We start from the raw sequence: 26,524 nt of genomic DNA, 5'->3' as shown, positions 1-26,524 counted from the left end.
ACGGAAGGCAGGGAGCGTGGCCGGATCGACCACCGCCGAGCGCGGTGAACGCCAGCAGGAGTCGTCCGGCCCGCCGCCCCGCCTGCGGTCGAGGCGGGCCAGGCTCCGTGCGATCGTCCTCCTGGGCCTCGCCCTGGTCTTCCTCGGCATCCCGACGGTCTGGCTCTTCTACGGCTCCGACTGGCTGCGCGCCGAGGAGGTCTCCGTGTCGGGCACCCGGGTTCTGACGCCCGCTCAGGTCGAATCCGCCGCAGAGGTGCCGCTCGGGAAGCCGCTGATTTCCGTCGACACCGGTGCGATCGAGACACGACTGCGCCGGAAATTGCCCCGAATTGACGCGGTTGACGTGGTCCGTTCCTGGCCTCATGGAATCGACCTGAAAGTGGTGGAGCGGACTCCGGTTCTGATTGTCCACCAGGGTGAGAAGTTCGTCGAAGTGGACGATGAAGGTGTCCGCTTCGCGACGGTTTCTGAAGCCCCGAAAGGCGTCCCGGCACTGGAATTGAAGCTCTCCCGCTCGGGCTCGGCCGCCGCCAGTCTGCGCCGCTTCGGGGAGTCCCGGCTGGTGCGCGAGGCGGTCGGTGTCGCCCGCGCCGTTCCGGCCGCTGTGGCGCGCGAGACACGGACCGTCAAGGTCCGTTCCTACGACGACATCTCGCTGGAGTTGAGGGACGGCCGCACGGTCGTCTGGGGGAGCAGCGAGAACGGCACCGCGAAGGCCCGTACCCTCACCGCCTTGTTGAAAGCAACGCCCGATGCGGGGTACTTCGACGTGAGTGTGCCCACCGCCCCGGCGTCATCAGGGAGTTGACGCACATCAGCGCAGGCCAGCACCCTGGTTGGGCAGTGCTACGGCTGATCACATAGGGTGAAAAGAAAAACGGGAGGTTCGGCGTGTTCGTTGAACGTGCGCCACTTGTCGACTTAGTGTCCTGTTCAGAAGACTCCAAGGAACAGACACACTGGTAACCCTAAACTTCAGGGTTAGGGTTCGGGTCGGCGATACGGACCGTCCCATTCGGCATCAGTCGTCGGGTCGCGGGGCGCAGGGCGTCACGTTGATTCGGCGACACGTAACTCGAGGCGAGAGGCCTTCGACGTGGCAGCACCGCAGAACTACCTCGCAGTCATCAAAGTCATCGGTGTCGGCGGCGGTGGTGTCAATGCCATCAACCGGATGATCGAGGTCGGTCTCAAGGGCGTCGAGTTCATCGCCATCAACACCGACGCGCAAGCTCTGTTGATGAGCGACGCCGACGTCAAGCTGGACGTCGGCCGTGAACTCACCCGCGGACTCGGCGCCGGAGCCAACCCGGCCGTGGGCCGCAAGGCCGCCGAGGACCACCGCGAGGAGATCGAGGAGGTCCTCAAGGGGGCCGACATGGTCTTCGTGACAGCCGGTGAAGGCGGCGGCACCGGCACCGGCGGCGCGCCCGTCGTGGCCAACATCGCCCGCTCGCTCGGTGCCCTCACCATCGGCGTGGTCACGCGCCCGTTCACCTTCGAGGGACGGCGCCGCGCGAACCAGGCCGAGGACGGCATCGCCGAACTCCGCGAAGAGGTCGACACCCTCATCGTCATCCCGAACGACCGGCTGCTGTCCATCTCGGACCGCCAGGTCTCGGTGCTGGACGCCTTCAAGTCGGCCGACCAGGTCCTGCTCTCCGGTGTCCAGGGCATCACCGACCTCATCACCACCCCGGGCCTCATCAACCTCGACTTCGCCGACGTCAAGTCGGTCATGTCCGAGGCCGGCTCGGCCCTGATGGGCATCGGCTCGGCCCGCGGCGACGACCGCGCGGTGGCCGCGGCCGAGATGGCGATCTCCTCGCCGCTGCTGGAGGCGTCCATCGACGGCGCCCGCGGCGTACTGCTCTCCATCTCCGGTGGCTCCGACCTCGGTCTGTTCGAGATCAACGAGGCCGCCCAGCTGGTGAGCGAGGCCGCCCACCCCGAGGCCAACATCATCTTCGGCGCGGTGATCGACGACGCCCTCGGCGACGAGGTGCGGGTCACCGTGATCGCGGCCGGCTTCGACGGTGGCCAGCCGCCCGCGAAGCGGGACAACGTCCTCGGCTCCTCCTCGGCCAAGCGCGAGGAGCCGGTCCCGGCGCGGCAGACCGAGAGCCGCCCGTCCTTCGGATCGCTCGGCAGCGTGACCCCGAAGGAGGACCCGGAGCCCGCTCCGGAGCCGGTCAAGGACATCCCGGTCGCCCCGCCGGTCACGCCGGCGCCTCGGACCTACTCGGACAGCGCGGCCGAGGAACTGGACGTACCGGACTTCCTCAAGTGATCCTTCAGTCGTGATAGGACAGCGCGAAAGCGCGAGCGGCGCGCACTTCGGCTTCACCGACCGGTGGGGCGGGGTGAGCGCCGCTCCGTATGAGGAGCTCAACCTCGGCGGAGCGGTCGGCGACGACCCCGACGCCGTACGCACCAACCGGGACCTGGCCGCCAAGTCCCTGGGCATCGAGCCGGACGGGGTGGTCTGGATGAACCAGGTGCACGGGGCCGACGTCGCGGTGGTGGACGGGCCGTGGGAATCCTCGGCCCCGGTCCCGTCGGTCGACGCGATCGTCACCACGCGCCGGGGGCTCGCCCTCGCCGTACTCACCGCCGACTGCGTGCCGGTGCTGCTGGCCGACCCGGTCGCCGGTGTCGCCGCCGCGGCACACGCGGGCCGGCCCGGCATGATCGCCGGAGTGGTCCCGGCCGCGCTGCGCGCGATGACGGACCTGGGTGCCGAGCCCTCCCGGATCGTGGCCCGCACCGGGCCCACCGTCTGCGGCCGGTGTTACGAAGTGCCCGAGGCGATGCGCGCCGAGGTGTCCGCCGTCGAGCCGGCGGCGTACGCCGAGACGAGCTGGGGTACACCGGCGGTCGACGTGACTGCCGGAGTGCACGCCCAGCTGGATCGCCTCGGGGTGCGCGAGCGGGAGCAGTCGCCGGTGTGCACGCTGGAGTCGCGTGATCACTTCTCGTACCGCCGCGACCGCACCACCGGTCGGCTCGCGGGTTATGTGTGGCTGGACTGACAGGACATGACGGACCGTAGGGACGAACTCGCCGCGAATCTGGCGAAAGTGGAACGGCGCATCGCCGACGCGTGCGCAGCAGCGGGGCGTGCGCGCGACGAGGTGACCCTCATCGTGGTCACCAAGACCTACCCCGCGAGCGATGTGCGGATCCTCGCCGAACTCGGCGTGCGGCACGTCGCCGAGAACCGTGACCAGGACGCGGCCCCGAAGGCCGAGGCCTGCTCGGATCTGCCCCTCACATGGCACTTCGTGGGGCAACTCCAGACCAACAAGGTGCGATCGGTGGTCGGTTACGCGGATTTCGTGCAGTCCGTCGACCGTTCCAGGCTCGTCTCCGCCCTGTCGAAGGAGGCGGTCCGGTCCGGGCGCGAACTGGGATGTCTCCTCCAGGTCGCACTCGACGCCGGCGAGAGCGGCCGGGGCGAGCGGGGCGGGATCGGGCCCGGCGGAATCGGGGAGTTGGCCGATCTCGTGGCCGGGGCCCCGGGGCTCCGGCTCGACGGACTGATGACCGTGGCGCCGCTCACGGGCGAGTACGCGGGACGCGAACAGGCGGCCTTCGAGCGGCTGATGGTTTTGTCGACCGACCTGCGCCGGAGTCATCAGGCTGCCACCATGGTCTCGGCAGGGATGAGTACGGACCTCGAACAGGCCGTGACGGCCGGAGCGACACATGTGCGCGTCGGCAGTGCGGTACTCGGAGTCCGCCCCAGGCTCGGGTAACGTCGCCAAGAAGTCGGACCACAGCAGAAAATATGGTCATTGCCGCCGATAGGCGGATTCAAGGACCACGTGGATCGCGGGCACTTGGCAGTCGTCAGCCGATCCACCACAGAGCGGAGGACTCAGAGCATGGCCGGCGCGATGCGCAAGATGGCGGTCTACCTCGGCCTCGTGGAGGACGATGGGTACGACGGCCGCGGATTCGACCCCGACGACGACTTCGAACCCGAACTGGACCCGGAGCCCGAGCGGGACCACCGACGGCACGAGCCGTCCCACCAGCCGCACGTCTCACATCAGCCCCAAAGGGACGAAGAGGTACGAGTCGTACAGCCGCCCGCGCCCCGCGAACCGGCCGCCCGCTCCGCTTCGCTCCCCGCGGAATCCAGCCGTCCGGCGCGCATCGCGCCCGTGGCATCCATCACACAAGAACGCGCAAGTCTGGAGAAGAACGCACCGGTGATCATGCCCAAGGTCGTGTCGGAACGAGAGCCTTACCGGATCACCACGCTTCACCCACGGACCTACAACGAGGCCCGTACCATCGGGGAACACTTCCGTGAGGGCACCCCGGTGATCATGAATCTGACTGAGATGGATGACACAGATGCAAAGCGACTTGTCGACTTTGCGGCCGGTCTGGTGTTTGGTCTTCACGGCAGCATCGAGCGGGTGACGCAGAAGGTGTTCCTGTTGTCGCCTGCTAACGTCGATGTCACAGCGGAGGACAAGGCCCGCATCGCAGAGGGCGGGTTCTTCAACCAGAGCTGAGACGCACCACCGGAAACAGCAGTACCGAGCAGGGCACAGGGGAGAGGGAAGCAAGAGGTCATGAGCGTGGTTCTGGATGTCGTCTACATCGCGCTGATGTGCTTCCTCATCGTGCTCATCTTCCGGTTGGTCATGGACTATGTCTTCCAGTTCGCCCGCTCATGGCAACCCGGCAAGGCGATGGTGGTCGTTCTGGAGGCCACCTACACTGTCACTGATCCACCGCTCAAGCTTCTGCGGCGGGTCATTCCGCCGCTGCGTCTCGGGGGCGTGGCGCTCGACCTGTCCTTCTTCGTGCTGATGATCATCGTCTACATCCTGATCACGCTTGTGCGGAACGCGATGTGAACGATGTGAGAGATGCGGTCTTGCCGAATGCCGACGACTACGTTGAGGTGAAGAGATGCCGTTGACCCCCGAGGACGTGCGGAACAAGCAGTTCACGACCGTCCGCCTCCGAGAAGGCTATGACGAGGACGAGGTCGATGCCTTCCTCGATGAGGTCGAAGCCGAACTGACCCGCCTGCTCCGTGAGAACGAGGACCTGCGCGCCAAACTGGCCGCGGCCACTCGCGCTGCTGCGCAGAACCAGCAGAACATGCGCAAGCCTCCGGAGCCACAGCAGGATCAGCAGCAGCAACACCAGCAGCAACAGCAGCAACAGCAGCAGCAGCAGGGTATGCGCGGTCCGGGTGGTCCTGTCCCCGCCGGCATATCGGGCCCGCCGCAGCAGCAGATGGGTGGCCCCATGGGTGGTCCGCCCCAGCTGCCGAGCGGTGCCCCGCAGCTGCCCGCCGGTCCCGGCGGTCAGGGTGGACCCCAGGGTCCCGGCCCGATGGGCCAGGGTCCGGGTCCGATGGGCCAGCCCCCGATGCAGCAGCAGATGGGCGGCCCCATGGGCGGCCCCGGCCCGATGGGCGGTCCGATGGGCGGCCCCGGTCAGGGAGGCCCCGGTGGCGACAGCGCCGCCCGTGTCCTCTCACTGGCCCAGCAGACCGCCGACCAGGCGATCGCCGAGGCTCGTTCCGAGGCCAACAAGATCGTCGGCGAGGCGCGTTCGCGTGCCGAGGGTCTGGAGCGTGACGCCCGTGCCAAGGCCGACGCCCTGGAGCGGGACGCGCAGGAGAAGCACCGCGTCGCGATGGGCTCCCTGGAGTCCGCCCGCGCCACGCTGGAGCGCAAGGTCGAGGACCTGCGCGGCTTCGAGCGCGAGTACCGCACCCGCCTGAAGTCGTACCTGGAGTCGCAGCTGCGTCAGCTGGAGACCCAGGCCGACGATTCGCTGGCCCCGCCGCGCACTCCGGCGACCGCGTCCCTCCCGCCGTCCTCGGCGCCCTCCATGGCTCCGGCCGGCGCGAGCGCACCGTCCTACGGCGGCGGCAACCCGACGATGGGCGGCGGTCCCGCACCGGCTGCTCCGTCCTACGGCGGTCAGCAGCAGATGTCGCCGGCGATGACCCAGCCGATGGCGCCGGTACGCCCGCAGGGCCCGTCGCCGATGGGCCAGGCGCCCTCGCCCATGCGGGGCTTCCTGATCGACGAGGATGACAACTGACGGCCTGATGGCCAGTAGTACGGCATAGACGTCGGCAGCGTTCAGGGCGGGCCCCGGGTGTGAACCCGGGGCCCGCCCTTTTGCCACGCGCGTTCGTGTCCGCGTAGCCATGTTCGTGCGTACGCAACGCCGAAGGCCCGGTCCCGCCGAGATCTTCGGCGGGACCGGGCCTTCGGCCTGTGGGCTACGCCTTGCGCAGGCGGAACGTGAGGGTGAGGCCCTCGTCCGTGAACGGGTCGCCGTAGCCGGCGTCCGCCTCGCCCTGACCGAAGTCGGTTGCCAGGACCTCGTCGGCGATCAGGCCGGCGTGGTCGGTCAGGGCCGCCACCGTCGCCTGGTCCGTGGCCGTCCAGCGCAGTGCGATGCGGTCGGCCACGTCGAGGCCGCTGTTCTTGCGGGCCTCCTGGATCAGGCGGATCGCGTCACGGGCCAGTCCCGCACGGCGGAGCTCCTCGGTGATCTCCAGGTCCAGTGCGACCGTCGCGCCCGAGTCGGAGGCCACCGACCAGCCTTCACGGGGGGTCTCCGTGATGATGACCTCGTCGGGCGCCAGCGTGATGGTCTCACCGTCGACCTCGACCGACGCCCTGCCCTCGCGCAGGGCCAGCGACAGGGCGGCGGCGTCCGCGTTCGCGACGGCCTTGGCCACGTCCTGGACGCGCTTGCCGAACCGCTTGCCCAGCGCGCGGAAGTTGGCCTTCGCGGTGGTGTCGACCAGACTGCCGCCGACCTCGCTCAGGGTCGCCAGGGACTCGACGTTCAGCTCCTCCGTGATCTGCGCGCGCAGTTCGGAGTCCAGCGTCTCGAAGCCCGTCGCCGCGATCAGCGCGCGGGACAGCGGCTGGCGTGTCTTGACGCCCGACTCCGCGCGCGTGGCACGGCCCAGCTCCACGAGCCGGCGCACCAGCACCATCTGCTTCGACAGCTCCGGGTCGATGGCGGTGAGGTCGGCCTCGGGCCAGGTCGACAGGTGGACCGACTCCGGAGCGCCCGGGGTGACCGGGACGATCAGGTCCTGCCAGACCCGCTCGGTGATGAACGGCGTCAGCGGGGACATCAGCTGCGTGACCGTCTCGACGACCTCGTGCAGGGTGCGCAGCGCCGCCTTGTCGCCCTGCCAGAAGCGGCGACGCGAGCGGCGCACGTACCAGTTCGACAGGTCGTCGACGAACGCGGACAGCAGCTTGCCGGCGCGCTGGGTGTCGTAGGCGTCCAGCGCCTGGGTGGCCTGGTCGGTGAGGGCGTGCAGTTCGGACAGCAGCCAGCGGTCCAGGACCGGGCGGTCGGCCGGGGCCGGGTCGGCCTCGGACGGGGCCCAGTTCGACGTACGGGCGTACAGGGCCTGGAAGGCGACCGTGTTCCAGTACGTCAGGAGTGTCTTGCGGACGACCTCCTGGATCGTGCCGTGGCCCACGCGCCGGGCCGCCCACGGGGAGCCGCCGGCCGCCATGAACCAGCGCACCGCGTCGGCGCCGTGGCGGTCCATGAGCGGGATCGGGTCCAGGGTGTTGCCCAGGTGCTTGGACATCTTGCGGCCGTCCTCGGCGAGGATGTGGCCGAGGCAGACGACGTTCTCGTAGGACGACTTGTCGAAGACCAGGGTGCCGACCGCCATCAGCGTGTAGAACCAGCCGCGGGTCTGGTCGATGGCCTCGCAGATGAACTGCGCCGGGTAGCGGGCCTCGAACAGCTCCTTGTTCTTGTACGGGTAGCCCCACTGTGCGAACGGCATCGAACCCGAGTCGTACCAGGCGTCGATCACCTCCGGGACGCGCGTGGCCGTCTTTCCGCAGCCGCCCTGCGGGCAGGCGAAGGTGACGTCGTCGATGAACGGGCGGTGCGGGTCCAGGCCCGACTGGTCCGTGCCGGTCAGCTCGGTCAGCTCCGCGAGGGATCCCGCGCAGGTGAGGTGGTCGTCCTCGCAGCGCCAGATGGGCAGCGGGGTGCCCCAGTAGCGGTTGCGGGACAGGGCCCAGTCGATGTTGTTGTTCAGCCAGTCGCCGTACCGGCCGTTCTTGACCGTGTCCGGGAACCAGTTGGTGCCCTCGTTCTCCGCGAGAAGGCGGTCCTTGACCTCGGTGGTGCGGATGTACCAGGAGGGCTGTGCGTAGTAGAGCAGCGCGGTGTGGCAGCGCCAGCAGTGCGGGTAGCTGTGCTCGTACGGGATGTGCTTGAAGAGCCGGCCGCGCTGCTGGAGGTCCTCGGTGAGTTTTTCGTCCGCCTTCTTGAAGAAGACGCCGCCGACCAGCGGGACGTCCTCCTCGAAGGTGCCGTCCGGGCGGACGGGGTTGACGACCGGCAGGCCGTAGGCGCGGCAGACCTTGAGGTCGTCCTCACCGAAGGCGGGGGACTGGTGGACCAGACCCGTGCCGTCCTCGGTGGTGACGTACTCGGCGTTGACGACGAAGTGCGCCGGCTCCGGGAACTCCACCAGCTCGAAGGGGCGCTGGTACGTCCAGCGCTCCATCTCGGCGCCCGTGAAGGTCTCACCGGTCATCTCCCAGCCCTCGCCGAGGGCCTTGGCGACGAGCGGCTCGGCGACCACGAGCTTCTCCTCGCCGTTGGTCGCGACGACATAGGTGACCTCGGGATGCGCGGCGACCGCCGTGTTGGAGACCAGGGTCCAGGGCGTGGTCGTCCACACCAGCAGCGCGGCCTCGCCGGCCAGCGGGCCGGAGGTGAGGGGGAAGCGGACGAACACCGACGGGTCGACGACCGTCTCGTAGCCCTGCGCCAGCTCGTGGTCGGACAGGCCCGTCCCACAGCGGGGGCACCAGGGGGCGACACGGTGGTCCTGGACGAGCAGGCCCTTGTCGAAGATCTCCTTCAGCGACCACCAGACCGACTCGATGTACTCGGGGTCCATCGTGCGGTACGGGTCCTGGAGGTCGGTCCAGTAGCCCATGCGGGTCGTGAGCTCTTCGAAGGCGTCCGTGTGCCGGGTCACCGACTCGCGGCACTTCTCGTTGAACTCCGCGATGCCGTACGCCTCGATGTCCTGCTTGCCGGAGAAGCCGAGCTCCTTCTCGACGGCGAGCTCCACCGGGAGGCCGTGGCAGTCCCAGCCGGCCTTACGGGCCACGTGGTAGCCGCGCATGGTGCGGAAGCGGGGGAAGACGTCCTTGAAGACGCGTGCTTCGATGTGGTGGGCACCCGGCATGCCGTTGGCGGTGGGCGGGCCCTCGTAGAACACCCATTCGGGGCGGCCCTCGGACTGCTCCAGGCTCTTGGCGAAGATCTTCTGCTCACGCCAGAAGTCGAGCACGGCGTGCTCGAGGGCGGGCAGGTCGACCTGGGCGGGCACCTGGCGGTACGTCGGCGATGTCATCAGCGGGCTTCCTCCGGCGGACTTGCTGCCTTCCGTCCGGAGGGACGAGAGCTACATCTGCCTGCGCCGCCTTCGGCGCGCTCCCGCGGTACCACCCTCCTTGGCCCTCCGGCACGGGGTGTGCGCCGGTTGGCCCCCTCATTGGGGTCGCGATGCCGGGTCTACTGGCCGCATTCTCGCTGCGGCGTTCTTCCGGCGGCTCCGGGGTGATCTTCACGTCGCGCCGGCCCCCGGGCTTCCACCGTCCCCGGGTCGCTCTGGGCTGCGTACGCCGCTACTCGTCCCCATCCACGCTTTTCGCTCCGACCAGTGTACGGCGCCGCGCGGGCGGCGGCCGACCGGTTTTCCGGCCGCCGGGCCGCGCGGGTGCCGGGGAGTACGAAATAGGTTTGATGACCTCAATGGGGTGGTATAGGTGTTCGGATCCTGGGACGTCCGGCTCAGCGGATTACCGGGCGGGGAGCTGGGCACAACGGATGCAGGTTCGCCGCGGCGTGCGCGAGGCGGGCGAATCGGGCGGTGTGCCCCGTTGCCGCGGGACTCGAGTCGATTTATCGTCCCAGCACGATTCGCGAGCAAGATCACAATATGTGAAGGGGCCGCGGCCATGGTGGCGAAGAAGACCGCCGTACAGCAGCCGGCGTCCGGCAGGTCCGCGGAGGCCTCAGGCGGCGCGGCCAAGGACGTGGGCGGGAAGAAGTCCACGCAGGGGGGCTCGGCGAGGCGGGCGGCGAAGGAGGACCGGGCGAAGGAGGGCCGGGGCAAGGCGGTCGAGGGAACGACGGCGGCCGAGAAGAAGACGGCGACCGGGAAGGCCGCGGCCAAGAGGGCCACGAGCAAGGAGCCCGCGGCCGAGTCGGCAGGTAAGGCGCGGGCCAAGGCATCGGCGGACGGGGTACCGGCCGAGGTACCGGCCAAGACACCACGTCCCGGGGCATCGGCCGAGGCATCGGCGGTGAAGGCACCGGCCAAGACGGCGCGGGCCAAGGTGCCGGCGGACGGGGCATCGGCGGAGAAGGAGTCGGCCGAGGTATCGGCGGAGAGGGCACCGGCCGAGAAGGAGGCAGGGAAGAAGGCGACAGCCGGGAGGACCGCCTCGGCCGGGAAGGCGACAGCCGCGAAGACCGCCTCGGCCGAGAAAGACACCGCCGGGAAGGCCGACGCCGGGAAGGCCGACGCCGGGAAGACCGCCCGCGCCGGGAAGACCGCCGTCGGCAAGGCGGCGGGCGGAACGGGGGACAAGGCGGTGGGCGGAACCGGGGGCAAGGCGGTGGGCGTCAAGAAGCCCGCCGCGAAGAAGGCCCCGGCCAAGAAGGCCGCCGGAGGCAAGAGCACCACCAGGACCGCCGCCGGGAAGGGCGCTGCCCGGACCGGCGCGGTCACACAGGACACGGCCGCGAGCAGCACGGCCAAGAACGCGGGTGCGGCCGAGGCCGCCCAGCAGACGGGAGCGACGACGGTGGTTGCGAAGAAGACTCCTGGCACGGCCACGGCGGCGAAGACCGCCGTTCCGAAGGCACGGATCGCCGCGGCGGAGCCCGGTGAGCTCGCGGTACGCCCGGGCGAGGACCCCTGGACGGCGGAGGAGGTCGAGGAAGCGCGGTCCGAGCTGACGTCCGAGGAGATCCGGCTGCGCGAGGAGATCTCCTCGTCGGAGCGGTCGCTCGCCGGTCTGATGCGGGACTCCGGGGACGGCGCCGGCGACGACCAGGCGGACACCGGCACCAAGAACATCACCCGCGAGCACGAGCTGGCCCTCGCCGCCAACGCGCGGGAGATGCTCCTGCAGACCGAGCGCGCCCTGGAACGCCTGCACGCGGGCACCTACGGCCTGTGCGAGAACTGCGGCAACGCCATCGGCAAAGCACGCATGCAGGCCTTCCCCCGGGCCACGCTCTGCGTGGAGTGCAAGCAGAAGCAGGAGCGCCGGTACTGACCGGCCGCGGAATGTCTCCTGAGCACGTGGGACGTACGGGGTGTGCCGTACCCTCGTCCTCAGTCAGGCACCTAGGTTGAGGGACTCACGTGGCAGAGGCGGAGCGCATCATCGGTACGCCGGACACACCGGACGCGGCCGGGGGCGGCAAGGAGCGGCCCGACTCCGAAGGCACCCCGCCCGGCGAGTCCGGTGCCGGGCAACCCCGGGGCCGGCGCCGGATCGCGGTGCTGTTCGCCGTCGCCTCGTTCGCGTACGCCCTCGACCTGATCAGCAAGATGATCGTGGTGGCCAAGCTGGAGCACCACCCGCCCATCGAGATCGTCGGCGACTGGCTGAGGTTCGAGGCGATCCGCAACGCGGGCGCGGCCTTCGGCTTCGGTGAGGCCTTCACCGTGATCTTCACCATGATCGCGGCGGCGGTGATCGTGGTGATCGCCCGTCTCGCCCGCAAGCTCTACAGCCTGCCCTGGGCGATCGCGCTCGGTCTGCTGCTCGGCGGTGCGCTGGGCAACCTCACCGACCGGATCTTCCGGGCGCCGGGCGTCTTCGAGGGCGCGGTCGTGGACTTCATCGCGCCCAAGCACTTCGCCGTCTTCAACCTGGCCGATTCGGCGATCGTGTGCGGCGGCATCCTGATCGTGCTGCTGTCGTTCAGGGGCCTCGACCCCGACGGGACCGTCCACAAGGACTGAGCGCGCGTGCAGCCCCGTCGTTGCCGTCCGGCATACTCGACGGGTGAGCACGCTTCCCGAGATCCGTAACCTGCCCGTGCCCGACGGCCTGGAGGGCGAGCGCGTCGACGCCGCCATCTCCCGCATGTTCGGCTTCTCCCGTACCAAGGCGGCCGAGCTCGCCGCCGCGGGGAAGGTCACGGTCGACGGGTCGGTGGTCGGCAAGTCGGAGCGCGTGCACGGCGGCGCCTGGCTGGAGGTCGAGATGCCGCAGGCGCCCGCGCCGGTGCAGGTCGTCGCCGAGCCGGTCGAGGGCATGGAGATCGTGCACGACGACGATGACGTGGTCGTGATCGTCAAGCCCGTCGGGGTCGCCGCGCACCCGTCGCCGGGCTGGACGGGGCCGACCGTCATCGGGGGCCTGGCCGCCGCCGGGTACCGGATCTCCACCTCCGGCGCCGCCGAGCGCCAGGGCATCGTGCACCGGCTCGACGTGGGCACCTCGGGGCTGATGGTCGTCGCCAAGTCGGAGCGTGCCTACACCTCGCTGAAGCGCCAGTTCAAGGAGCGCACGGTCGACAAGCGGTACCACACGCTCGTCCAGGGCCACCCCGACCCGACCAGCGGCACCATCGACGCGCCCATCGGCCGGCACCCGCAGCACGACTACAAGTGGGCGGTCACCGCCGAGGGCAAGGCGTCCGTCACGCACTACGACCTCATCGAGGCCTTCCGTGCGGCGTCGCTCCTCGATGTGAAGCTGGAGACCGGCCGCACGCACCAGATCCGCGTCCACATGGCCGCCCACCGGCATCCCTGCGTCGGCGACCTCACCTATGGCGCCGACCCGACGCTCGCCAAGCGCCTGGGCCTGACCCGCCAGTGGCTGCACGCGGTGCGGCTCGGCTTCGAGCACCCCGGGGACGGGCAGTGGGCGGAGTTCTCCTGCGACTACCCGGAGGACCTGCAGAAGGCACTGGAACAGGTCCGCGAGGAGACGTACGCGTGAGTACCCCGTACGTCGTGCGGGTCGCCGAGGGCCCGGCCGATCGTGAAGCGTGCTTCGCGGTGCGCAAGGAGGTCTTCGTCGGCGAGCAGGGCGTGCCGGAGGACCTCGAGTACGACGCGTACGACGCCGGCGCGGTCCATGTGCTGGCGGTCCGGGAGGACGGTGTGCCGCTCGGGACGGGGCGGCTGCTGCACGGGGAGGCGGCCGTGGCACAGACCGGCTCCGGCCCGTCGGTGGGTTCCCTCGGCCGGCTCGCCGTGACGAGACCCGCGCGCGGGCTCGGTGTCGGTGCCGCACTGGTGCGGGCCGTCGAGGACGCGGCACGCGCACGGGGGCTCGCGGCCGTGGACCTGCACGCGCAGACGCACGCGCTCGGCTTCTACGAGCGGCTCGGCTATGAGCCGTACGGGCCCGAGTACGTGGAGGCGGGCCTTCCGCACCAGGCGATGCGGCGTTCCCTCTAGTCCCCCGTGGCCGGCGCCGAAACGGTTTGTCATGGGAGTTGCGTGGCAGGCTTGCAGTCAGTCGTGTGACCACTTGACCTCCCGGAGCGCTGACCGTGGATCAGTTGGCCCTGCTGTTCGTGCTGCTGCTCGGGGCCGTGATCAGTGTCCCCCTGGGCGACCGGCTCAAGGTGCCGGCGCCGGTGCTGATGACCCTCCTGGGGATCGTTCTCGCTCTGCTGCCGTTCGTACCGAACGTCGACATCGCCCCGGACCTGATCCTGCCGCTGCTGCTGCCGCCCCTGCTGTACGCCGCCGTGCGGCGCACGTCCTGGCGGCAGTTCGCGGCGAACAAGAGGCCGATCTTCCTGCTGGCCGTGGCGCTGGTGTTCGTCACCATGGCCTGCGTGGCCGCCGTCGCCGACGCGATCGTGCCGGGGCTGCCGCTCGCCGCGGCGTTCGCGCTGGGCGCGCTGGTGGCGCCGCCGGACCCGGTCGCGGCGACCGCCGTCGCCGGACAGCTGGGACTGCCGCGCCGGCTGGTGTCGATCCTGGAGGGCGAGGGCCTGTTCAACGACGTGACGGCCATCGTCCTCTACCACGTGGCGATCGCCGCCGCCGTCAGCGGGACGTTCTCCCCCTGGGAGGCGGGGCTCGATCTGGTGCTGTCGGCCGTGGTGGCGGTGGCCGTGGGCCTCGCGCTGGGCTGGGGCGCGAACAAGCTGATGGAAGTGCTCGGCGACGCCACCCTGCAGGTCGGGCTGACCCTGCTGGTGCCGTACGCCGCGTACGTCATGGCCGAGGAGCTGCACGGGTCCGGCGTGCTCGCCGTGCTCACCACCGCGCTGTTCCTCGCGGAGTACGGCTCGGACGCCGACGACGTCATGACACGGCTGGCCGGGCACACGTTCTGGAACGTCGTCGACACGCTCGTCACCGGCGTCGCGTTCGGGCTGGTCGGTCTCGAGCTGCACAACGCGATCCGCACGGCCTCCGGGCGGTGGGGCGAGCTGCTGGGGTGGGCGGCGGTGGTGGTGGTCGTCGTCGTGTTCGCCCGGCTGCTGTGGCTGCTGCCGGCGACCTGGCTGACCAAACGCCTGCACGCCCGGCGGGACTACGACGAGGACATCCCGGTGAGCTGGCGCGAGACCGTGGTGATGTGGTGGTCGGGAATGCGCGGGGTGGCCTCGGTGGCGCTGGTGCTGGCCATTCCGCTGGAGACCGATGCGGGCGCGCCGTTCCCCAGCCGGGACGAGATCATCTTCATCGCGTTCGGGGTGATCATGGCGACGCTGGTGCTGCAGGGCCTGACGCTGCCGTGGCTGGTGCGGCGACTCGGGGTGAAGGCCGACACGGACCGGGAGAAGGAGTTCGCGCAGCAACTGGCGATCCGGGCGGCCAAGGCGGCGAAGCAGCGGCTGCGGGAGATCGAGGACAACGAGGAGCTGCCGGAGGAACTGTCCGAGCAGATGCTGCGGCGGGCCTACGACATCGGGGTGCGGATCAGTCCCGAACTGGCGGAGGACGAGCGGCGGGAGGCGTACCGGGAGGGCGCCCGGCGGGTGAAGCGGTTGCGGCGCATCCAGCAGGAGATGCTGAGTGCGGCGCGGCACGAGGTGCTGGCGGCGCGCAGCGAACCCGGGGCGGATCCCGAGGTGGTCGACCGGGTTCTGCGGCACCTCGACGTCCGTAGCCTGCGGTGAGTCACCGGCCGCAGCGGCGGCCGGTTTGACGGTGGGCGGCAGGGGAGTCGTAGGGTCGGCCGTATGGCACGGAATGTGGTAATCAGTGGTGGAGGAACGGGAATTGGGCTCGCGGCGGCCCGGGTGTTCGCCGCGGACGGGGATCGGGTACTGCTGCTCGGGCGGCGGGCCGACGTGCTGGAGCGGGCCGAGGTGCCCGACGCGCTGACGTACGCCGCCGATCTCGCCGAGCCGGAGGACGTGCGCGGTGTCGCCGCCTTCGTGGAACGGGAGTTGGGGGCTGTGGATGTGCTCGTGCACAGCGCCGGGGGCAGCGGGCTGCTCGAACCGGACGCCCCGGGGGACGATCCGCTCGCGGCCGTCGCACACACCTGGAGTGTGAACTTCCGGCTCAACACCCTGACGGCGGTCCTGCTCACCGAGGCGCTGAAGCCGCGGCTCGCCGAGCCCGGCGGACGGGTGCTGTTCCTCGGCTCCATCGCCGCCTACCGGGGGTCCGGGAGCGGGGCGTACGCGGCGGCCAAGGCGGGGCTGCATCCCTACGCCCACGATCTGGCCCGGGAGCTGGGGCCGCGCGGCATCACCGTGAACGTGGTGGCGCCCGGGTACATCGAGGACACCGAGTTCTTCGGGGACGCGATGGCCGGGGAACGGCGGGCGCGACTCATCGGTGAGACCTCGAACGGCCGGGCCGGCACTCCGGGGGACGTCGCCGAGACCCTGCACTGGCTGGCCTCCCCGGGCGCCGGGCACATCACCTCGCAGATCATCCAGGTCAACGGCGGCGCCGAGCGCGGCCACTGACCGGCGGAAGGAAGGGAAAGGAGGGGCTCCCCGTGCCGCGGGGAGCCCCTCCTTTCCCTTCCGTGCGGGGGCTCAGCGCTCCGGCCGCCCCGAGTTGTGGTTGCCGTGGTAGCGGCGCTGCTGGGCCGGTACGCCGTCCGGGGACGAGCGGTGGCCGTTGCCGCTGTAGGGCGGCGGAAGGACCGCGTCGGCCGTGTTGACCCGGGGCAGGGCGTACGGGTGCTCGTCGGCAAGCCAGCCGATCATCTGCTCGCGGACGGTGACCCGCACCGTCCAGATGTCGTCCGCGTCCTTGGCCGTCACCAGGGCGCGCACCTGCATGGTGTTCGGAGTGGTGTCCGTGACCGACAGGTTGTAGGCGCGGCCGTCCCAGGCCGGGCACTCGCGCAGGATGTCGCGGAGCTTGTCGCGCATCGCCTCCACGGGGGCGGAGTGGTCGAGGTGCCAGAAGACGATGCCCGTCATCTGTGGGGTGCCGCGCGACCAGTTCTCGAACGGCTTGGACGTGAAGTACGACACCGGCATCGTGATGCGCCGCTCGTCCCAGGTGCGGACGGTCAGGAAGGTCAGGGTGATCTCCTCGACCGTGCCCCACTCGCCGTCCACCACCACCGTGTCCCCGATGCGCACCATGTCGCCGAAGGCGATCTGGAACCCCGCGAACATGTTGCTCAGCGTGGACTGCGCGGCCACACCGGCCACGATGCCGAGGATGCCGGCCGAGGCCAGCAGCGAGGCGCCCGCCGCCCGGAACGCCGGGAAGGTCAGCAGCATCGTCGCCGCGGCCACCACACCGACGACCGCGGACACCACCCGCATGATGAGCGTCACCTGGGTGCGCACCCGGCGGACCCTGGCCGGATCACGGTGGACCCGGGCGTTGGCGTACCGGCTGTACGACGTCTCGACGATCGCCGCCGCGATACGGATGACCAGCCAGGCGGCCGACCCGATCAGAATCAGGGTCAGCGTCCGGCCGACTCCGTCCGCGCGGCTCTCCAGCAGGTCCGCCTCGTCGTAGGACCCTCTCAGCAGGGCCGCGAAGAGGACGATCATGTAGGGGATGCGGCCACGGCGGAGCAGACCCCACAGCGGGGTCTCGTGGTGCCGTTCGTCGGCCTTGCGCAGCAGGAAGTCGGTGGCCCAGCCGATCACCAGCGTGAGCACGACCGAGCCACCGACCACGATCAGCGGTCGTAGCAGGTTTTCCATGCCCCCGAACCTAACCGGCTCCCGGGGTGCATGAACATGTGACTTCCGCTGCGTGCTGGGTAGTGCCGGGGCCCGGGTTCGTCACACCCGGCTGGCACCATGGCCTCATGAACATCATGCTCTTTCACTCGACCTTCGGGCTGCGGCCCGCGGTGCTCCGGGCCGCTGACCGGCTGCGGTCGGCCGGACACGAGGTGTGGACGCCCGACCTCTTCGAGGGGCGCACCTTCGAGTCGGTCGAGGAGGGCATGGAGCACAAGGAGAAGATCGGCAAGGAGGAGCTGCTGAAGCGGGCCGTGCTGGCCGCCGCTCCCTACTCCGAGCGCGGGCTGGTGTACGCCGGGTTCTCGCTCGGCGCCTCCGTCGCCCAGACCCTCGCCCTGGGCGACGACAAGGCGCGCGGCCTGCTGCTCCTGCACGGCACGTCGGACATCGCGCCGGACGTCACGGCCGAGGACCTGCCGGTCCAGCTGCACGTGGCCGAGCCGGACCCCTTCGAGACGGACGACTGGCTCAGCGCCTGGTACCTCCAGATGGGCCGCACCGGCGCCGACGTCGAGGTGTACCGGTACGCCGGGGCCGGCCACCTCTACACCGACCCCGACCTGCCGGACTACGACGAGGAGGCCGCCGAGGCCACCTGGCGGGTGGCGCTCGGCTTCCTCGAGACCCTGTAGCGGCGGTTACACCGGGTCGTAGGCGCGTTCGACCTTCTGCGTTCCGCTGCGGGTGCGGTACGAGCGGGACCACTTGGCGGTCGCGTCGCGCTTCGTGCGGTCGGAGACGACGTAGTAGTCCATCTGCGCGCGCTCGGCCGTGATGTCCAGGACGCCGAAGCCGTGCCGGTCGGTGTCGACCCAGTGGACATGGCGGTTGGCGGCGCGGATGACAGGCGAGGCGACCGCGGAGACCGTGCCCTCCGGGACCTTGACGATGTCGTCGAGGTTGTCGGAGGTCACCGACGTGACGACGAACTCGGTGGCGGCCGACGGGGACAGCGGGTACGTACCGGCGTCCACCGGCACGTCGTTGGCCCAGGCCATGTGGATGTCGCCGGTGAGGAAGACCGTGTTGCGGATGGCGTTCGTCCGCAGGTGCGCCAGGATCTCGCGGCGGTCGTCGGTGTAGCCGTCCCACTGGTCGGTGTTGAGGGCGAGGCCCTCCTGCGGCAGGCCCAGCAGCTTGGCCAGCGGCTTGAGCAGTTCGGCGGAGAGCGAGCCGATGGCGAACGGCGAGATCATCACCGAGTTGCCGACCAGCCGCCAGGTGGTGTCGGACGACTTCAGCCCCGCCTTGAGCCAGTCGAGCTGGGCCCGGCCGGTGAGCGTGCGGTCCGGGTCGTCGACCTCGCCGTCGCCGACCGTGACCTGCTGGGAGCGGAACGAGCGCAGGTCCAGCAGCGAGAGGTCGGCCAGCTTGCCGAAGCGCAGCCGGCGGTAGGTGGTGCCCGCGGTCGCCGTGCGCACCGGCATCCACTCGAAGTAGGCCTGCTTCGCGGCGGCCTGACGGGCGGACCAGGTGCCCTCCGCGCCCTCCGTGTGGTTCTCCGCGCCGCCCGAGAAGGCGTCGTTGGCGAACTCGTGGTCGTCCCAGATCGCCACGACCGGGGCTGTGGCGTGCAGCGCCTGGAGGTCAGGGTCGGTCTTGTAACGGGCGTGCCGGGCGCGGTAGTCGGCGAGCGTGACGATCTCGTGGGCCGGGGTGTGCGGGCGGACGACCTTGCCGCGGGTGCCGTACTCGCCGGTGCCGTACTCGTAGATGTAGTCGCCGAGGTGCAGCCAGGCGTCCAGGTCGCCGCGGGCCGCGAGATGGCGGTACGAGGAGAACCAGCCCGCTTCCCAGTTGGCGCAGGAGACCACGCCGAAGCGCAGGCCCGGGACGGCGGCGTCGTGGGCCGGGGCGGTACGGGTGCGCGCGGCGGGGGAGTCGGTGCCGCCGGCGGAGAAGCGGAACCAGTAGTCGGTGCCCGGCCGCAGGCCGCGGACGTCGGCCTTCACGGTGTGGTCGGAGGTGGCGGTGGCGGTGATCGAGCCCTTGGCGACGACGGTGGTGAACGCCTTGTCCTCGGCGACGATCCAGCTCACCTCGGTGTCCGGGCCGAGCCCGGAGCCGGGTATCGCCTCCGGTACCGGGGTGACACGGGTCCACAGCAGGATGCCGTCCGGCAACGGGTCGCCGGAGGCGACGCCGTGCAGGAAGCCGGGTGCCTGGTCGACGGCGCGCGCCGGCAGGGTTGCCGCCAGCGGGCCGGCCAGGACAGCGGTCGCCGCCGCGGCCTTGACGACCGTACGGCGGCGTGGGGTGAGGGAGTTGAGACCCTCTGACGTATTCGATGATCTGTATCGACTGGTCACGACCGATCAGGTTACTGGTCGGTATGCGCCGGAGCGGGCGAACTCCGGAAGTTCGCCCGCTCTTCACATGCCGGCCGGTGCCCGGCCTGCCGTCACTTCTTGAGGGCCTCGCCCACGACCCGGTTGAAGTCGGCCACCGTCATCAGGGGGCTGCCGCCGTTCAGCTGCTTACCGTCCATGACGAAGGCCGGAGTGCCCTCCACGCCTTCCTTGTTGTCGTCGAAGGTCTTCGACATGGCCATCGCCCAGGCGTCGTAGGTGCCCTTCTCGACCGCGTCCTGGAACTTCTTGTTGCCCTTCAGCCCGGGGACGCTGTCCGCGACCTTGATGAGGTAGCTGTCGTCCTTGAACTTGTCGGTCGTCTCCTCCGGGTGGTACTTCGCCGAGTACAGCGCGGCCTTGTAGTCGAGGAAGGCCTTGTCGCTCACGTTCAGCGCGGCGCCCAGGGCGCTCAGCGCGTTCTTGGAGCCCTCGCCGTTGTCCTTGTTGTCGATGAAGGTGGCGCCGACGAACTGCATCTTGTACTTGCCGTCGTCGATGTCCTTCTTCACGGTCGGACCGACCGTCTGCTCGAACTGGGCGCAGATGGGACAGCGCGGGTCCTCGTAGATCTTCAGCGTCTTCTTCGCCGAGTCCTTGCCGATGACGACCGTGGTGCCGTCCGTGCCCGTGGTGTTGGCCGGGGTGACGACCTTCTCGTCCTTGACCGCCTCCCAGTGGGTGGGCTTGTTGGCCTGGACGACGGCGTAGCCGATGCCGCCGGCTATCGCCAGGACGCCGACGATCGAACAGGCGACGATGACCTGCCGCTTGGTCTTCGCCCGCTTGGCCTCGCGCTCGCGCTCGATGCGCAGCCGCTCGCGGGCCGCCGTCTTCGACGCCTGGCTGTTCCGCTTGCTCATGGTGGCTTCTCCGTGGGGGACGCGCACACCTGTGTGTGCGGGAAACGTAGGGGGACTGCTGGATGCTCGAAGGGCCGCGGGGAGGCGCAGGAGCCTCCAGCGACGGGGTGCCTTACGCGAAGGCGGGTGAGCACGGCGGTCCACGCCGCCCCAGGGAGTACGTGAGGATCCGGTCGCGGGCGGTGGGCGTGCGGTCGGCGGCACGCTCCAGGCGCCGGCCGGCCGGGGCCCGCTCCACCGCGACCGCGGCGACCGCCAGCAGCAGCGGCCGGAACGTCGTCGCCGTCACCGCCCGCAGCAGCTGGGCCAGGGCCCGCTCGCCGCGGCGCAGCCAGACGGCGGCGAGGAGCCCGACGCCGATGTGCGCGCCGAGCAGCAGCCAGGCGGTGGCCGGTTCGGCATGGGCGACCGTGGCCGCCAGCCGGTCGGTGCCGGTGGCCCCGGCCATCCGGGCCAGAGGGGTGCCGACCTCTCCGCCGCCGCAGAGCACATCCAGGCCGACCGAGCGCAACGGCCCGGCGACCGGGCCGCCCGCGCGGCCGTAACACGCGTGCTGACCGGTGGTGAACACCGTGTCGGCGGCCAGTTCCAGCGGGATCAGCAGGGCCGCGATCCTCCCGAAGGAGCGCTCCCGGCCCGCCAGGGCGAACGCGATCACGAACACGGCGGCGGCGACCGCGGCCACCGTGCCCACCGGCAGCGGGGCCCGGGACAGCAGTACGTGCGACGCGGTGCTGAGCGTCACGACCACGGCCGTGAACAGCGCCGCGCGTACGGCTCTGAGCTGGATCCCGGATATGTCCATAGCGAAAGGAGAGTCTGTCATGGGGACCGGTAAGGGACCCCTAAAGGATGCCTGTGAGTGAGCGGATGGCCAAAGCCCCGGCTCAGGGGTCCTTACAGACCCGGGATCCGGCCGTTGCGGAACAGGTCCACGAAGGTCTGGTGGTCGGCACGCGCGCGGGCCCCGTAGCTGTGCGCGAAGTCGATCAGCATCGGCGCGAAGCCCTCCTCGTCGGCCGCGATCGCCGCGTCGATGGCCCGCTCCGTGGAGAACGGCACCAGGGACTCGCCGGACTGGTCGTCCGCCGCCGAGTGCATCGTGGCCGTCGCCCGGCCGAGGTCGGCCACCACCTGGGCGATCTCCTCCGGGTCGTCGATGTCGCCCCAGTCGAGGTCCACCGCGTACGGCGAGACCTCGGCGACCAGCTGGCCCGCGCCGTCCAGCTCGGTCCAGCCCAGCCACGGGTCGGCGTGCGCCTGCAGGGCGCGCTGGGAGATGACCGTGCGGTGCCCCTCGTGCTGGAAGTAGCCGCGGATCGCCTGGTCCGTGATGTGCCGGGAGACGGCCGGGGTCTGGGCCTGCTTGATGTAGATCACCACATCGTTCTCCAGGGCGTCGCTGTGCCCCTCCAGCAGGATGTTGTACGACGGCAGCCCCGCCGAGCCGATGCCGATGCCGCGCCGGCCCACGACGTCCTTCACGCGGTAGGAGTCCGGGCGGGCCAGGGAGCTGTCCGGGAGCGTCTCCAGGTAGCCGTCGAAGGCGGCGAGGACCTTGTAGCGCGTGGCCGCGTCCAGCTCGACCGAGCCGCCTCCCGGGGCGAAGCGGCGCTCGAAGTCGCGGATCTCCGTCATCGAGTCCAGCAGGCCGAAGCGGGTCAGCGAGCGGGCGTCACGCAACGCGTCCAGCAGCGGGCCCTGCGCGGTGTCCAGCGTGAACGGCGGCACCTCGTCGCTCTTCGCGCCCGTCGCCAGGGCGTGGATCCGCTCCCGGTACGCGCCCGCGTACACCCGCACCAGCTCGGTGATCTGCTCGTCGCCGAGGGCCTTCGCGTACCCGATGAGGGCGACGGAGGCGGCGAAGCGCTTCAGGTCCCAGGTGAAGGGGCCGACGTAGGCCTCGTCGAAGTCGTTGACGTTGAAGATCAGGCGGCCGTTGGCGTCCATGTACGTGCCGAAGTTCTCCGCGTGCAGGTCGCCGTGGATCCACACGCGCGAGGTGCGCTCGTCCAGATACGGGCCGCCCCGCTTCGACCCGAACTGATCAGACACGGTGAGGTCGTGGTAGAACAGCCCGGCCGTGCCCCGGTAGAAGGCGAAGGCCGAGGCGGCCATCTTGCGGAACTTGACGCGGAACGCGGCCGGGTCGGCGGCCAGCAGCTGCCCGAAGGCGGTGTCGATGACGGCGAGGATCTCCTCACCGCGGTGCTCGTCGTCGAGCGGCGGGAACGACATCGCTGGGTGCCTCCTGGTGCATACGTTCGGGGCGGCAGGTCCGCCCTCTGCCTAACGTGCGGCGGCCGGCGGGAGTGCCCGCGAAGCCTCGCACGAAGGTACGCGGGTCGGCCCTCCAGGTGTCAGTGCCGAGGCATAGACTTCGACGCTGTCCCCCAGACTCTCCGCAGCCTGCCGGACCCCGTCCGACCCCGTTCCCCCTGGAGGCCGCAGCCGTGTCAAAGCCGCCGTTCACGCACCTGCACGTCCACACCCAGTACTCGCTGCTGGACGGTGCCGCGCGGCTGAAGGACATGTTCAACGCGTGCAACGAGATGGGCATGACGCACATCGCCATGTCCGACCACGGCAACCTCCACGGCGCCTACGACTTCTTCCACACCGCCCAGAAGTCCGGAGTGACCCCGATCATCGGGATCGAGGCCTATGTCGCCCCCGAGTCCCGGCGCAACAAGCGCAAGATCCAGTGGGGCCAGCCGCACCAGAAGCGGGACGACGTCTCCGGTTCCGGCGGTTACACCCACAAGACGATGTGGGCCGTGAACAGCGCCGGCCTGCACAACCTCTTCCGGCTGTCCTCCGACGCCTACGCCGAGGGCTGGCTGCAGAAGTGGCCCCGGATGGACAAGGAGACCATCGCGAAGTGGTCCGAGGGGATCGTCGCCTCCACCGGCTGCCCCTCCGGCGAGGTCCAGACCCGGCTGCGCCTCGGCCACTTCGACGAGGCCCTCAAGGCCGCCGCCGACTACCAGGACATCTTCGGCAAGGACCGCTACTTCCTGGAGCTGATGGACCACGGCATCGAGATCGAGCACCGGGTCCGCGACGGCCTGCTGGAGATCGGCAAGAAGCTCGGCATCCCCCCGCTGGTCACCAACGACTCGCACTACACGTACGCGCACGAGTCGGTCGCCCACGACGCCCTGCTGTGCATCCAGACCGGCAAGAACCTCTCCGACCCCGACCGCTTCAGGTTCGACGGCACCGGCTACTACCTCAAGTCCACCGACGAGATGTACGCCATCGACTCCTCGGACGCCTGGCAGGAGGGCTGCGCCAACACCCGCCTGATCGCCGAGATGGTCGACACCACGGGCATGTTCGAGAAGCGCGACCTGATGCCCAAGTTCGACATCCCCGAGGGCTACACCGAGGTCAGCTGGTTCCGCGAGGAGACCCTGCGCGGCATGAACCGCCGCTTCCCGGACGGCATCCCGGACGACCGCATGAAGCAGGTCGAGTACGAGATGGACACCATCATCTCGATGGGCTTCCCGGGCTACTTCCTCGTGGTCGCCGACTTCATCATGTGGGCCAAGAAGCAGGGCATCGCGGTCGGCCCCGGCCGGGGCTCCGCGGCCGGCTCGATCGTCGCCTACGCCCTCGGCATCACCGACCTCGACCCGATCCCGCACGGCCTGATCTTCGAGCGGTTCCTCAACCCCGAGCGCATCTCCATGCCCGATGTCGACATCGACTTCGACGAGCGCCGGCGCGTCGAGGTGATCCGCTACGTGACGGAGAAGTACGGCGCCGACAAGGTCGCCATGATCGGCACGTACGGCACCATCAAGGCCAAGAACGCGATCAAGGACTCCGCGCGCGTGCTGGGCTACCCCTACGCGATGGGCGACCGCCTCACCAAGGCCATGCCCGCCGACGTCCTGGGCAAGGGCATCAACCTCGACGGCATCACCAACCCCGAGCACCCCCGCTACTCGGAGGCCGGCGAGATCCGGGCGATGTACGAGAACGAGCCGGACGTGAAGAAGGTCATCGACACCGCCAAGGGCGTCGAGGGCCTGGTCCGGCAGATGGGCGTGCACGCCGCCGGCGTGATCATGTCCAGCGAGACCATCACCGACCACGTCCCCGTCTGGGTCAGGCACACGGACAAGGTCACCATCACCCAGTGGGACTACCCGAGCTGTGAGTCGCTCGGCCTGCTGAAGATGGACTTCCTGGGCCTGCGCAACCTGACGATCATGGACGACGCCGTCAAGATGGTGAAGTCCAACAAGGGGATCGACATCGATCTCCTGAGCCTCCCGCTCGACGACCCCACGACCTTCGAACTGCTCCAGCGCGGCGACACCCTCGGCGTCTTCCAGTTCGACGGCGGCCCCATGCGCTCCCTGCTCCGGCTGATGAAGCCGGACAACTTCGAAGACATCTCCGCCGTGTCGGCCCTGTACCGCCCGGGCCCGATGGGCATGAACTCCCACACGAACTACGCCCTGCGCAAGAACGGGCAGCAGGACATCACACCGATCCACCCCGAGCTGGAGGAGCCGCTCAGGGAGGTCCTGGACGTCACCCACGGCCTGATCGTCTACCAGGAGCAGGTGCAGAAGGCCGCCCAGATCATCGCCGGCTACTCCCTCGGCGAGGCCGACATCCTCCGCCGCGTGATGGGCAAGAAGAAGCCCGAGGAGCTCGCGAAGAACTTCGTCCTCTTCCAGGCGGGCGCCCGCAAGAAGGGCTTCAGCGACGAGGCCATCCAGGCCCTGTGGGACGTGCTGGTCCCCTTCGCCGGCTACGCGTTCAACAAGGCGCACTCCGCCGCGTACGGACTGGTCTCGTACTGGACGGCGTACCTCAAGGCGAACCACCCCGCCGAGTACATGGCCGCGCTCCTCACGTCCGTGAAGGACGACAAGGACAAGTCGGCCGTCTACCTCAACGAGTGCCGCCGCATGGGCATCAAGGTGCTCCCGCCGGACGTCAACGAGTCGATGGCCAACTTCGCGGCCCAGGGCGACGACGTGATCCTCTTCGGCCTCTCCGCCGTCCGCAACGTCGGTACGAACGTGGTCGAGGCGATCATCAGGTGCCGCAAGGCCAAGGGGAAGTACGTCTCCTTCCCGGACTACCTCGACAAGGTGGAGGCGGTGGTCTGCAACAAGCGCACCACCGAATCCCTGATCAAGGCCGGCGCCTTCGACGCCATGGGCCACACCCGCAAGGGCCTCACCGCGCACTACGAGCCGATGATCGACAACGTGGTCGCGGTCAAGCGCAAGGAGGCCGAGGGCCAGTTCGACCTCTTCGGCGGCATGGGCGAGGCCGAGACCAGCGAGCCGGGGTTCGGGCTCGACGTGGAGTTCTCCCCGGACGAGTGGGACAAGACCTATCTGCTCGCCCAGGAGCGGGAGATGCTCGGTCTGTACGTCTCCGACCACCCGCTGTTCGGCCTGGAGCACATCCTGTCGGACAAGGCCGACGCGGGCATCTCCCAGCTGACCGGGGGCGAGCACTCCGACGGCGCGGTCGTCACCATCGGCGGCATCATCTCGGGCCTGCAGCGCAAGATGACCAAGCAGGGCAACGCCTGGGCCATCGCCACCGTCGAGGACCTCGCCGGCTCGATCGAGTGCATGTTCTTCCCGGCGACCTATCAGCTCGTCTCGACCCAACTCGTCGAGGACGCCGTGGTGTTCGTCAAGGGCCGCCTCGACAAGCGCGAGGACATCCCGCGGCTCGTCGCGATGGAGCTGATGGTGCCGGACCTGTCGAACGCGGGCACCAACGCGCCCGTGGTGCTCACCATCCCGGCCACCCGGGTCACTCCGCCGCTGGTCAGCCGCCTCGGCGAGGTCCTCAGTCACCACAAGGGCGACAGCGAGGTCCGGATCAAGCTCCAGGGACCGACCAAGACGACCGTGCTGCGGCTGGACCGGCACCGGGTGAAGCCGGACCCGGCGCTCTTCGGTGACCTGAAGGTCCTGCTCGGACCGTCCTGCCTGGCCGGATGACCGTCCTGTCTGGCCGGATGGCCGTCCCGCCTGGCCGGGTGGCCGTCCTGCCCGGCCGGGTGACGCACGGCACTTGATG

At 69.9% G+C, this 26,524-nt stretch carries 21 protein-coding genes; 15 read left to right on the top strand and 6 right to left on the bottom strand.

Annotated features, from left to right (window positions below; all coding sequences use genetic code 11):
- Positions 1–16 precede the first annotated feature (16 nt).
- The 7 genes from ACFY9S_RS14645 (at position 17) to ACFY9S_RS14615 (ending at position 6,087) form a co-directional block, all read left to right on the top strand.
- A complete protein-coding gene (locus ACFY9S_RS14645; protein WP_391127477.1) occupies positions 17–811 on the top strand; it encodes an FtsQ-type POTRA domain-containing protein in 795 nt (264 codons plus the stop codon).
- A 288-nt stretch (positions 812–1,099) separates the two neighbouring features.
- Entirely contained in the window at positions 1,100–2,293 is a 1,194-nt protein-coding gene (gene ftsZ, locus ACFY9S_RS14640) for a cell division protein FtsZ (RefSeq protein WP_102907747.1), read from the top strand.
- Positions 2,294–2,303: 10 nt separating this feature from the next.
- A complete protein-coding gene (pgeF, locus tag ACFY9S_RS14635) occupies positions 2,304–3,035 on the top strand; it encodes a peptidoglycan editing factor PgeF (protein ID WP_391127473.1) in 732 nt (243 codons plus the stop codon).
- A 6-nt stretch (positions 3,036–3,041) separates the two neighbouring features.
- On the top strand, positions 3,042–3,761 hold the full coding sequence (locus ACFY9S_RS14630; RefSeq protein WP_391127470.1) for a YggS family pyridoxal phosphate-dependent enzyme: 720 nt from the start codon (positions 3,042–3,044) through the stop codon (positions 3,759–3,761).
- Positions 3,762–3,890: 129 nt separating this feature from the next.
- On the top strand, positions 3,891–4,532 hold the full coding sequence (locus tag ACFY9S_RS14625) for a cell division protein SepF (protein WP_102907744.1): 642 nt from the start codon (positions 3,891–3,893) through the stop codon (positions 4,530–4,532).
- Between the two features lie 60 nt (positions 4,533–4,592).
- A complete protein-coding gene (locus ACFY9S_RS14620; RefSeq protein ID WP_062926337.1) occupies positions 4,593–4,880 on the top strand; it encodes a YggT family protein in 288 nt (95 codons plus the stop codon).
- A 55-nt stretch (positions 4,881–4,935) separates the two neighbouring features.
- Positions 4,936–6,087 (top strand): DivIVA domain-containing protein, encoded by a 1,152-nt coding sequence (locus tag ACFY9S_RS14615; protein ID WP_391127466.1) that lies wholly within the window; start codon positions 4,936–4,938, stop codon positions 6,085–6,087.
- 184 nt (positions 6,088–6,271) lie between these two features.
- On the opposite strand, the gene ileS is transcribed toward ACFY9S_RS14615, so the two are convergent.
- Positions 6,272–9,415, bottom strand: a complete 3,144-nt coding sequence (gene ileS / locus ACFY9S_RS14610) for an isoleucine--tRNA ligase (RefSeq protein WP_391127463.1) — start codon at positions 9,413–9,415, stop codon at positions 6,272–6,274.
- 607 nt (positions 9,416–10,022) lie between these two features.
- Between ileS and ACFY9S_RS14605 the strand changes: the two genes are divergently transcribed.
- From ACFY9S_RS14605 to ACFY9S_RS14580, 6 genes are all read left to right on the top strand, one after another.
- Positions 10,023–11,351, top strand: a complete 1,329-nt coding sequence (locus ACFY9S_RS14605) for a TraR/DksA C4-type zinc finger protein (protein WP_391127460.1) — start codon at positions 10,023–10,025, stop codon at positions 11,349–11,351.
- Between the two features lie 89 nt (positions 11,352–11,440).
- Positions 11,441–12,046: a signal peptidase II gene (lspA, locus tag ACFY9S_RS14600; RefSeq protein ID WP_102907741.1), complete on the top strand. Its 606-nt coding sequence runs from the start codon at positions 11,441–11,443 to the stop codon at positions 12,044–12,046.
- A 43-nt stretch (positions 12,047–12,089) separates the two neighbouring features.
- A complete protein-coding gene (locus tag ACFY9S_RS14595) occupies positions 12,090–13,034 on the top strand; it encodes an RluA family pseudouridine synthase (protein ID WP_102907740.1) in 945 nt (314 codons plus the stop codon).
- Complete coding sequence (locus tag ACFY9S_RS14590; RefSeq protein WP_391127455.1) at positions 13,031–13,498, top strand: GNAT family N-acetyltransferase; 468 nt, start codon at positions 13,031–13,033, stop codon at positions 13,496–13,498. The genes ACFY9S_RS14595 and ACFY9S_RS14590 overlap by 4 nt, the downstream gene beginning before the upstream one ends.
- Before the next feature lie 95 nt (positions 13,499–13,593).
- Entirely contained in the window at positions 13,594–15,180 is a 1,587-nt protein-coding gene (locus tag ACFY9S_RS14585; RefSeq protein ID WP_391127453.1) for a Na+/H+ antiporter, read from the top strand.
- A gap of 63 nt (positions 15,181–15,243) precedes the next feature.
- Positions 15,244–15,984 carry an SDR family oxidoreductase gene (locus ACFY9S_RS14580; RefSeq protein WP_391127450.1) on the top strand — a complete coding sequence of 247 codons (741 nt, stop codon included), beginning with the start codon at positions 15,244–15,246 and terminating at the stop codon, positions 15,982–15,984.
- A 72-nt stretch (positions 15,985–16,056) separates the two neighbouring features.
- Here ACFY9S_RS14580 and ACFY9S_RS14575 read toward each other — a convergent pair whose 3' ends face one another.
- Complete coding sequence (locus tag ACFY9S_RS14575) at positions 16,057–17,196, bottom strand: mechanosensitive ion channel family protein (protein ID WP_102907736.1); 1,140 nt, start codon at positions 17,194–17,196, stop codon at positions 16,057–16,059.
- Positions 17,197–17,303: 107 nt separating this feature from the next.
- On the opposite strand from ACFY9S_RS14575, the gene ACFY9S_RS14570 reads away from it, so the two are divergent.
- On the top strand, positions 17,304–17,873 hold the full coding sequence (locus ACFY9S_RS14570; RefSeq protein ID WP_391127446.1) for a dienelactone hydrolase family protein: 570 nt from the start codon (positions 17,304–17,306) through the stop codon (positions 17,871–17,873).
- 6 nt (positions 17,874–17,879) lie between these two features.
- Here ACFY9S_RS14570 and ACFY9S_RS14565 read toward each other — a convergent pair whose 3' ends face one another.
- The 4 genes from ACFY9S_RS14565 to ACFY9S_RS14550 form a co-directional block, all read right to left on the bottom strand.
- Positions 17,880–19,550, bottom strand: a complete 1,671-nt coding sequence (locus ACFY9S_RS14565; protein ID WP_391127443.1) for an alkaline phosphatase D family protein — start codon at positions 19,548–19,550, stop codon at positions 17,880–17,882.
- Positions 19,551–19,642: 92 nt separating this feature from the next.
- Positions 19,643–20,452, bottom strand: coding sequence for a thioredoxin domain-containing protein (locus tag ACFY9S_RS14560; RefSeq protein ID WP_391127440.1), 810 nt, complete (start codon positions 20,450–20,452; stop codon positions 19,643–19,645).
- A 112-nt stretch (positions 20,453–20,564) separates the two neighbouring features.
- Complete coding sequence (locus tag ACFY9S_RS14555; protein WP_391127437.1) at positions 20,565–21,257, bottom strand: hypothetical protein; 693 nt, start codon at positions 21,255–21,257, stop codon at positions 20,565–20,567.
- 92 nt (positions 21,258–21,349) lie between these two features.
- Positions 21,350–22,690, bottom strand: coding sequence for a DUF2252 family protein (locus ACFY9S_RS14550; RefSeq protein ID WP_391127434.1), 1,341 nt, complete (start codon positions 22,688–22,690; stop codon positions 21,350–21,352).
- Between the two features lie 215 nt (positions 22,691–22,905).
- Here ACFY9S_RS14550 and dnaE point away from each other — a divergent pair, with 215 nt between their 5' ends.
- The gene (gene dnaE, locus ACFY9S_RS14545) at positions 22,906–26,445 is read left to right on the top strand and encodes a DNA polymerase III subunit alpha (RefSeq protein ID WP_391127430.1); all 3,540 of its coding nucleotides are present in this window, start codon (positions 22,906–22,908) and stop codon (positions 26,443–26,445) included.
- Positions 26,446–26,524 lie beyond the last annotated feature (79 nt).

It is taken from the genome of Streptomyces sp. NPDC012474, assembly GCF_042955185.1.
GTDB lineage: Bacteria > Actinomycetota > Actinomycetes > Streptomycetales > Streptomycetaceae > Streptomyces > Streptomyces cahuitamycinicus.
Note: the sequence above shows the minus strand (reverse complement) of the source record. Positions and strands in the feature narration are given on the sequence as shown.

Coding starts and splice junctions, on each gene's coding strand:
- ACFY9S_RS14555 (WP_391127437.1), bottom strand. CDS start 21,257: ATGGACATATCCGGGATCCAGCTCAGAGCCGTACGCGCGGCGCTGTTC.
- ACFY9S_RS14575 (WP_102907736.1), bottom strand. CDS start 17,196: ATGGAAAACCTGCTACGACCGCTGATCGTGGTCGGTGGCTCGGTCGTG.
- ACFY9S_RS14620 (WP_062926337.1), top strand. CDS start 4,593: ATGAGCGTGGTTCTGGATGTCGTCTACATCGCGCTGATGTGCTTCCTC.
- ACFY9S_RS14560 (WP_391127440.1), bottom strand. CDS start 20,452: ATGAGCAAGCGGAACAGCCAGGCGTCGAAGACGGCGGCCCGCGAGCGG.
- ACFY9S_RS14630 (WP_391127470.1), top strand. CDS start 3,042: ATGACGGACCGTAGGGACGAACTCGCCGCGAATCTGGCGAAAGTGGAA.
- ACFY9S_RS14615 (WP_391127466.1), top strand. CDS start 4,936: ATGCCGTTGACCCCCGAGGACGTGCGGAACAAGCAGTTCACGACCGTC.
- ACFY9S_RS14580 (WP_391127450.1), top strand. CDS start 15,244: ATGGCACGGAATGTGGTAATCAGTGGTGGAGGAACGGGAATTGGGCTC.
- ACFY9S_RS14550 (WP_391127434.1), bottom strand. CDS start 22,690: ATGTCGTTCCCGCCGCTCGACGACGAGCACCGCGGTGAGGAGATCCTC.
- ileS (WP_391127463.1), bottom strand. CDS start 9,415: ATGACATCGCCGACGTACCGCCAGGTGCCCGCCCAGGTCGACCTGCCC.
- ACFY9S_RS14625 (WP_102907744.1), top strand. CDS start 3,891: ATGGCCGGCGCGATGCGCAAGATGGCGGTCTACCTCGGCCTCGTGGAG.
- ACFY9S_RS14605 (WP_391127460.1), top strand. CDS start 10,023: ATGGTGGCGAAGAAGACCGCCGTACAGCAGCCGGCGTCCGGCAGGTCC.
- ACFY9S_RS14570 (WP_391127446.1), top strand. CDS start 17,304: ATGAACATCATGCTCTTTCACTCGACCTTCGGGCTGCGGCCCGCGGTG.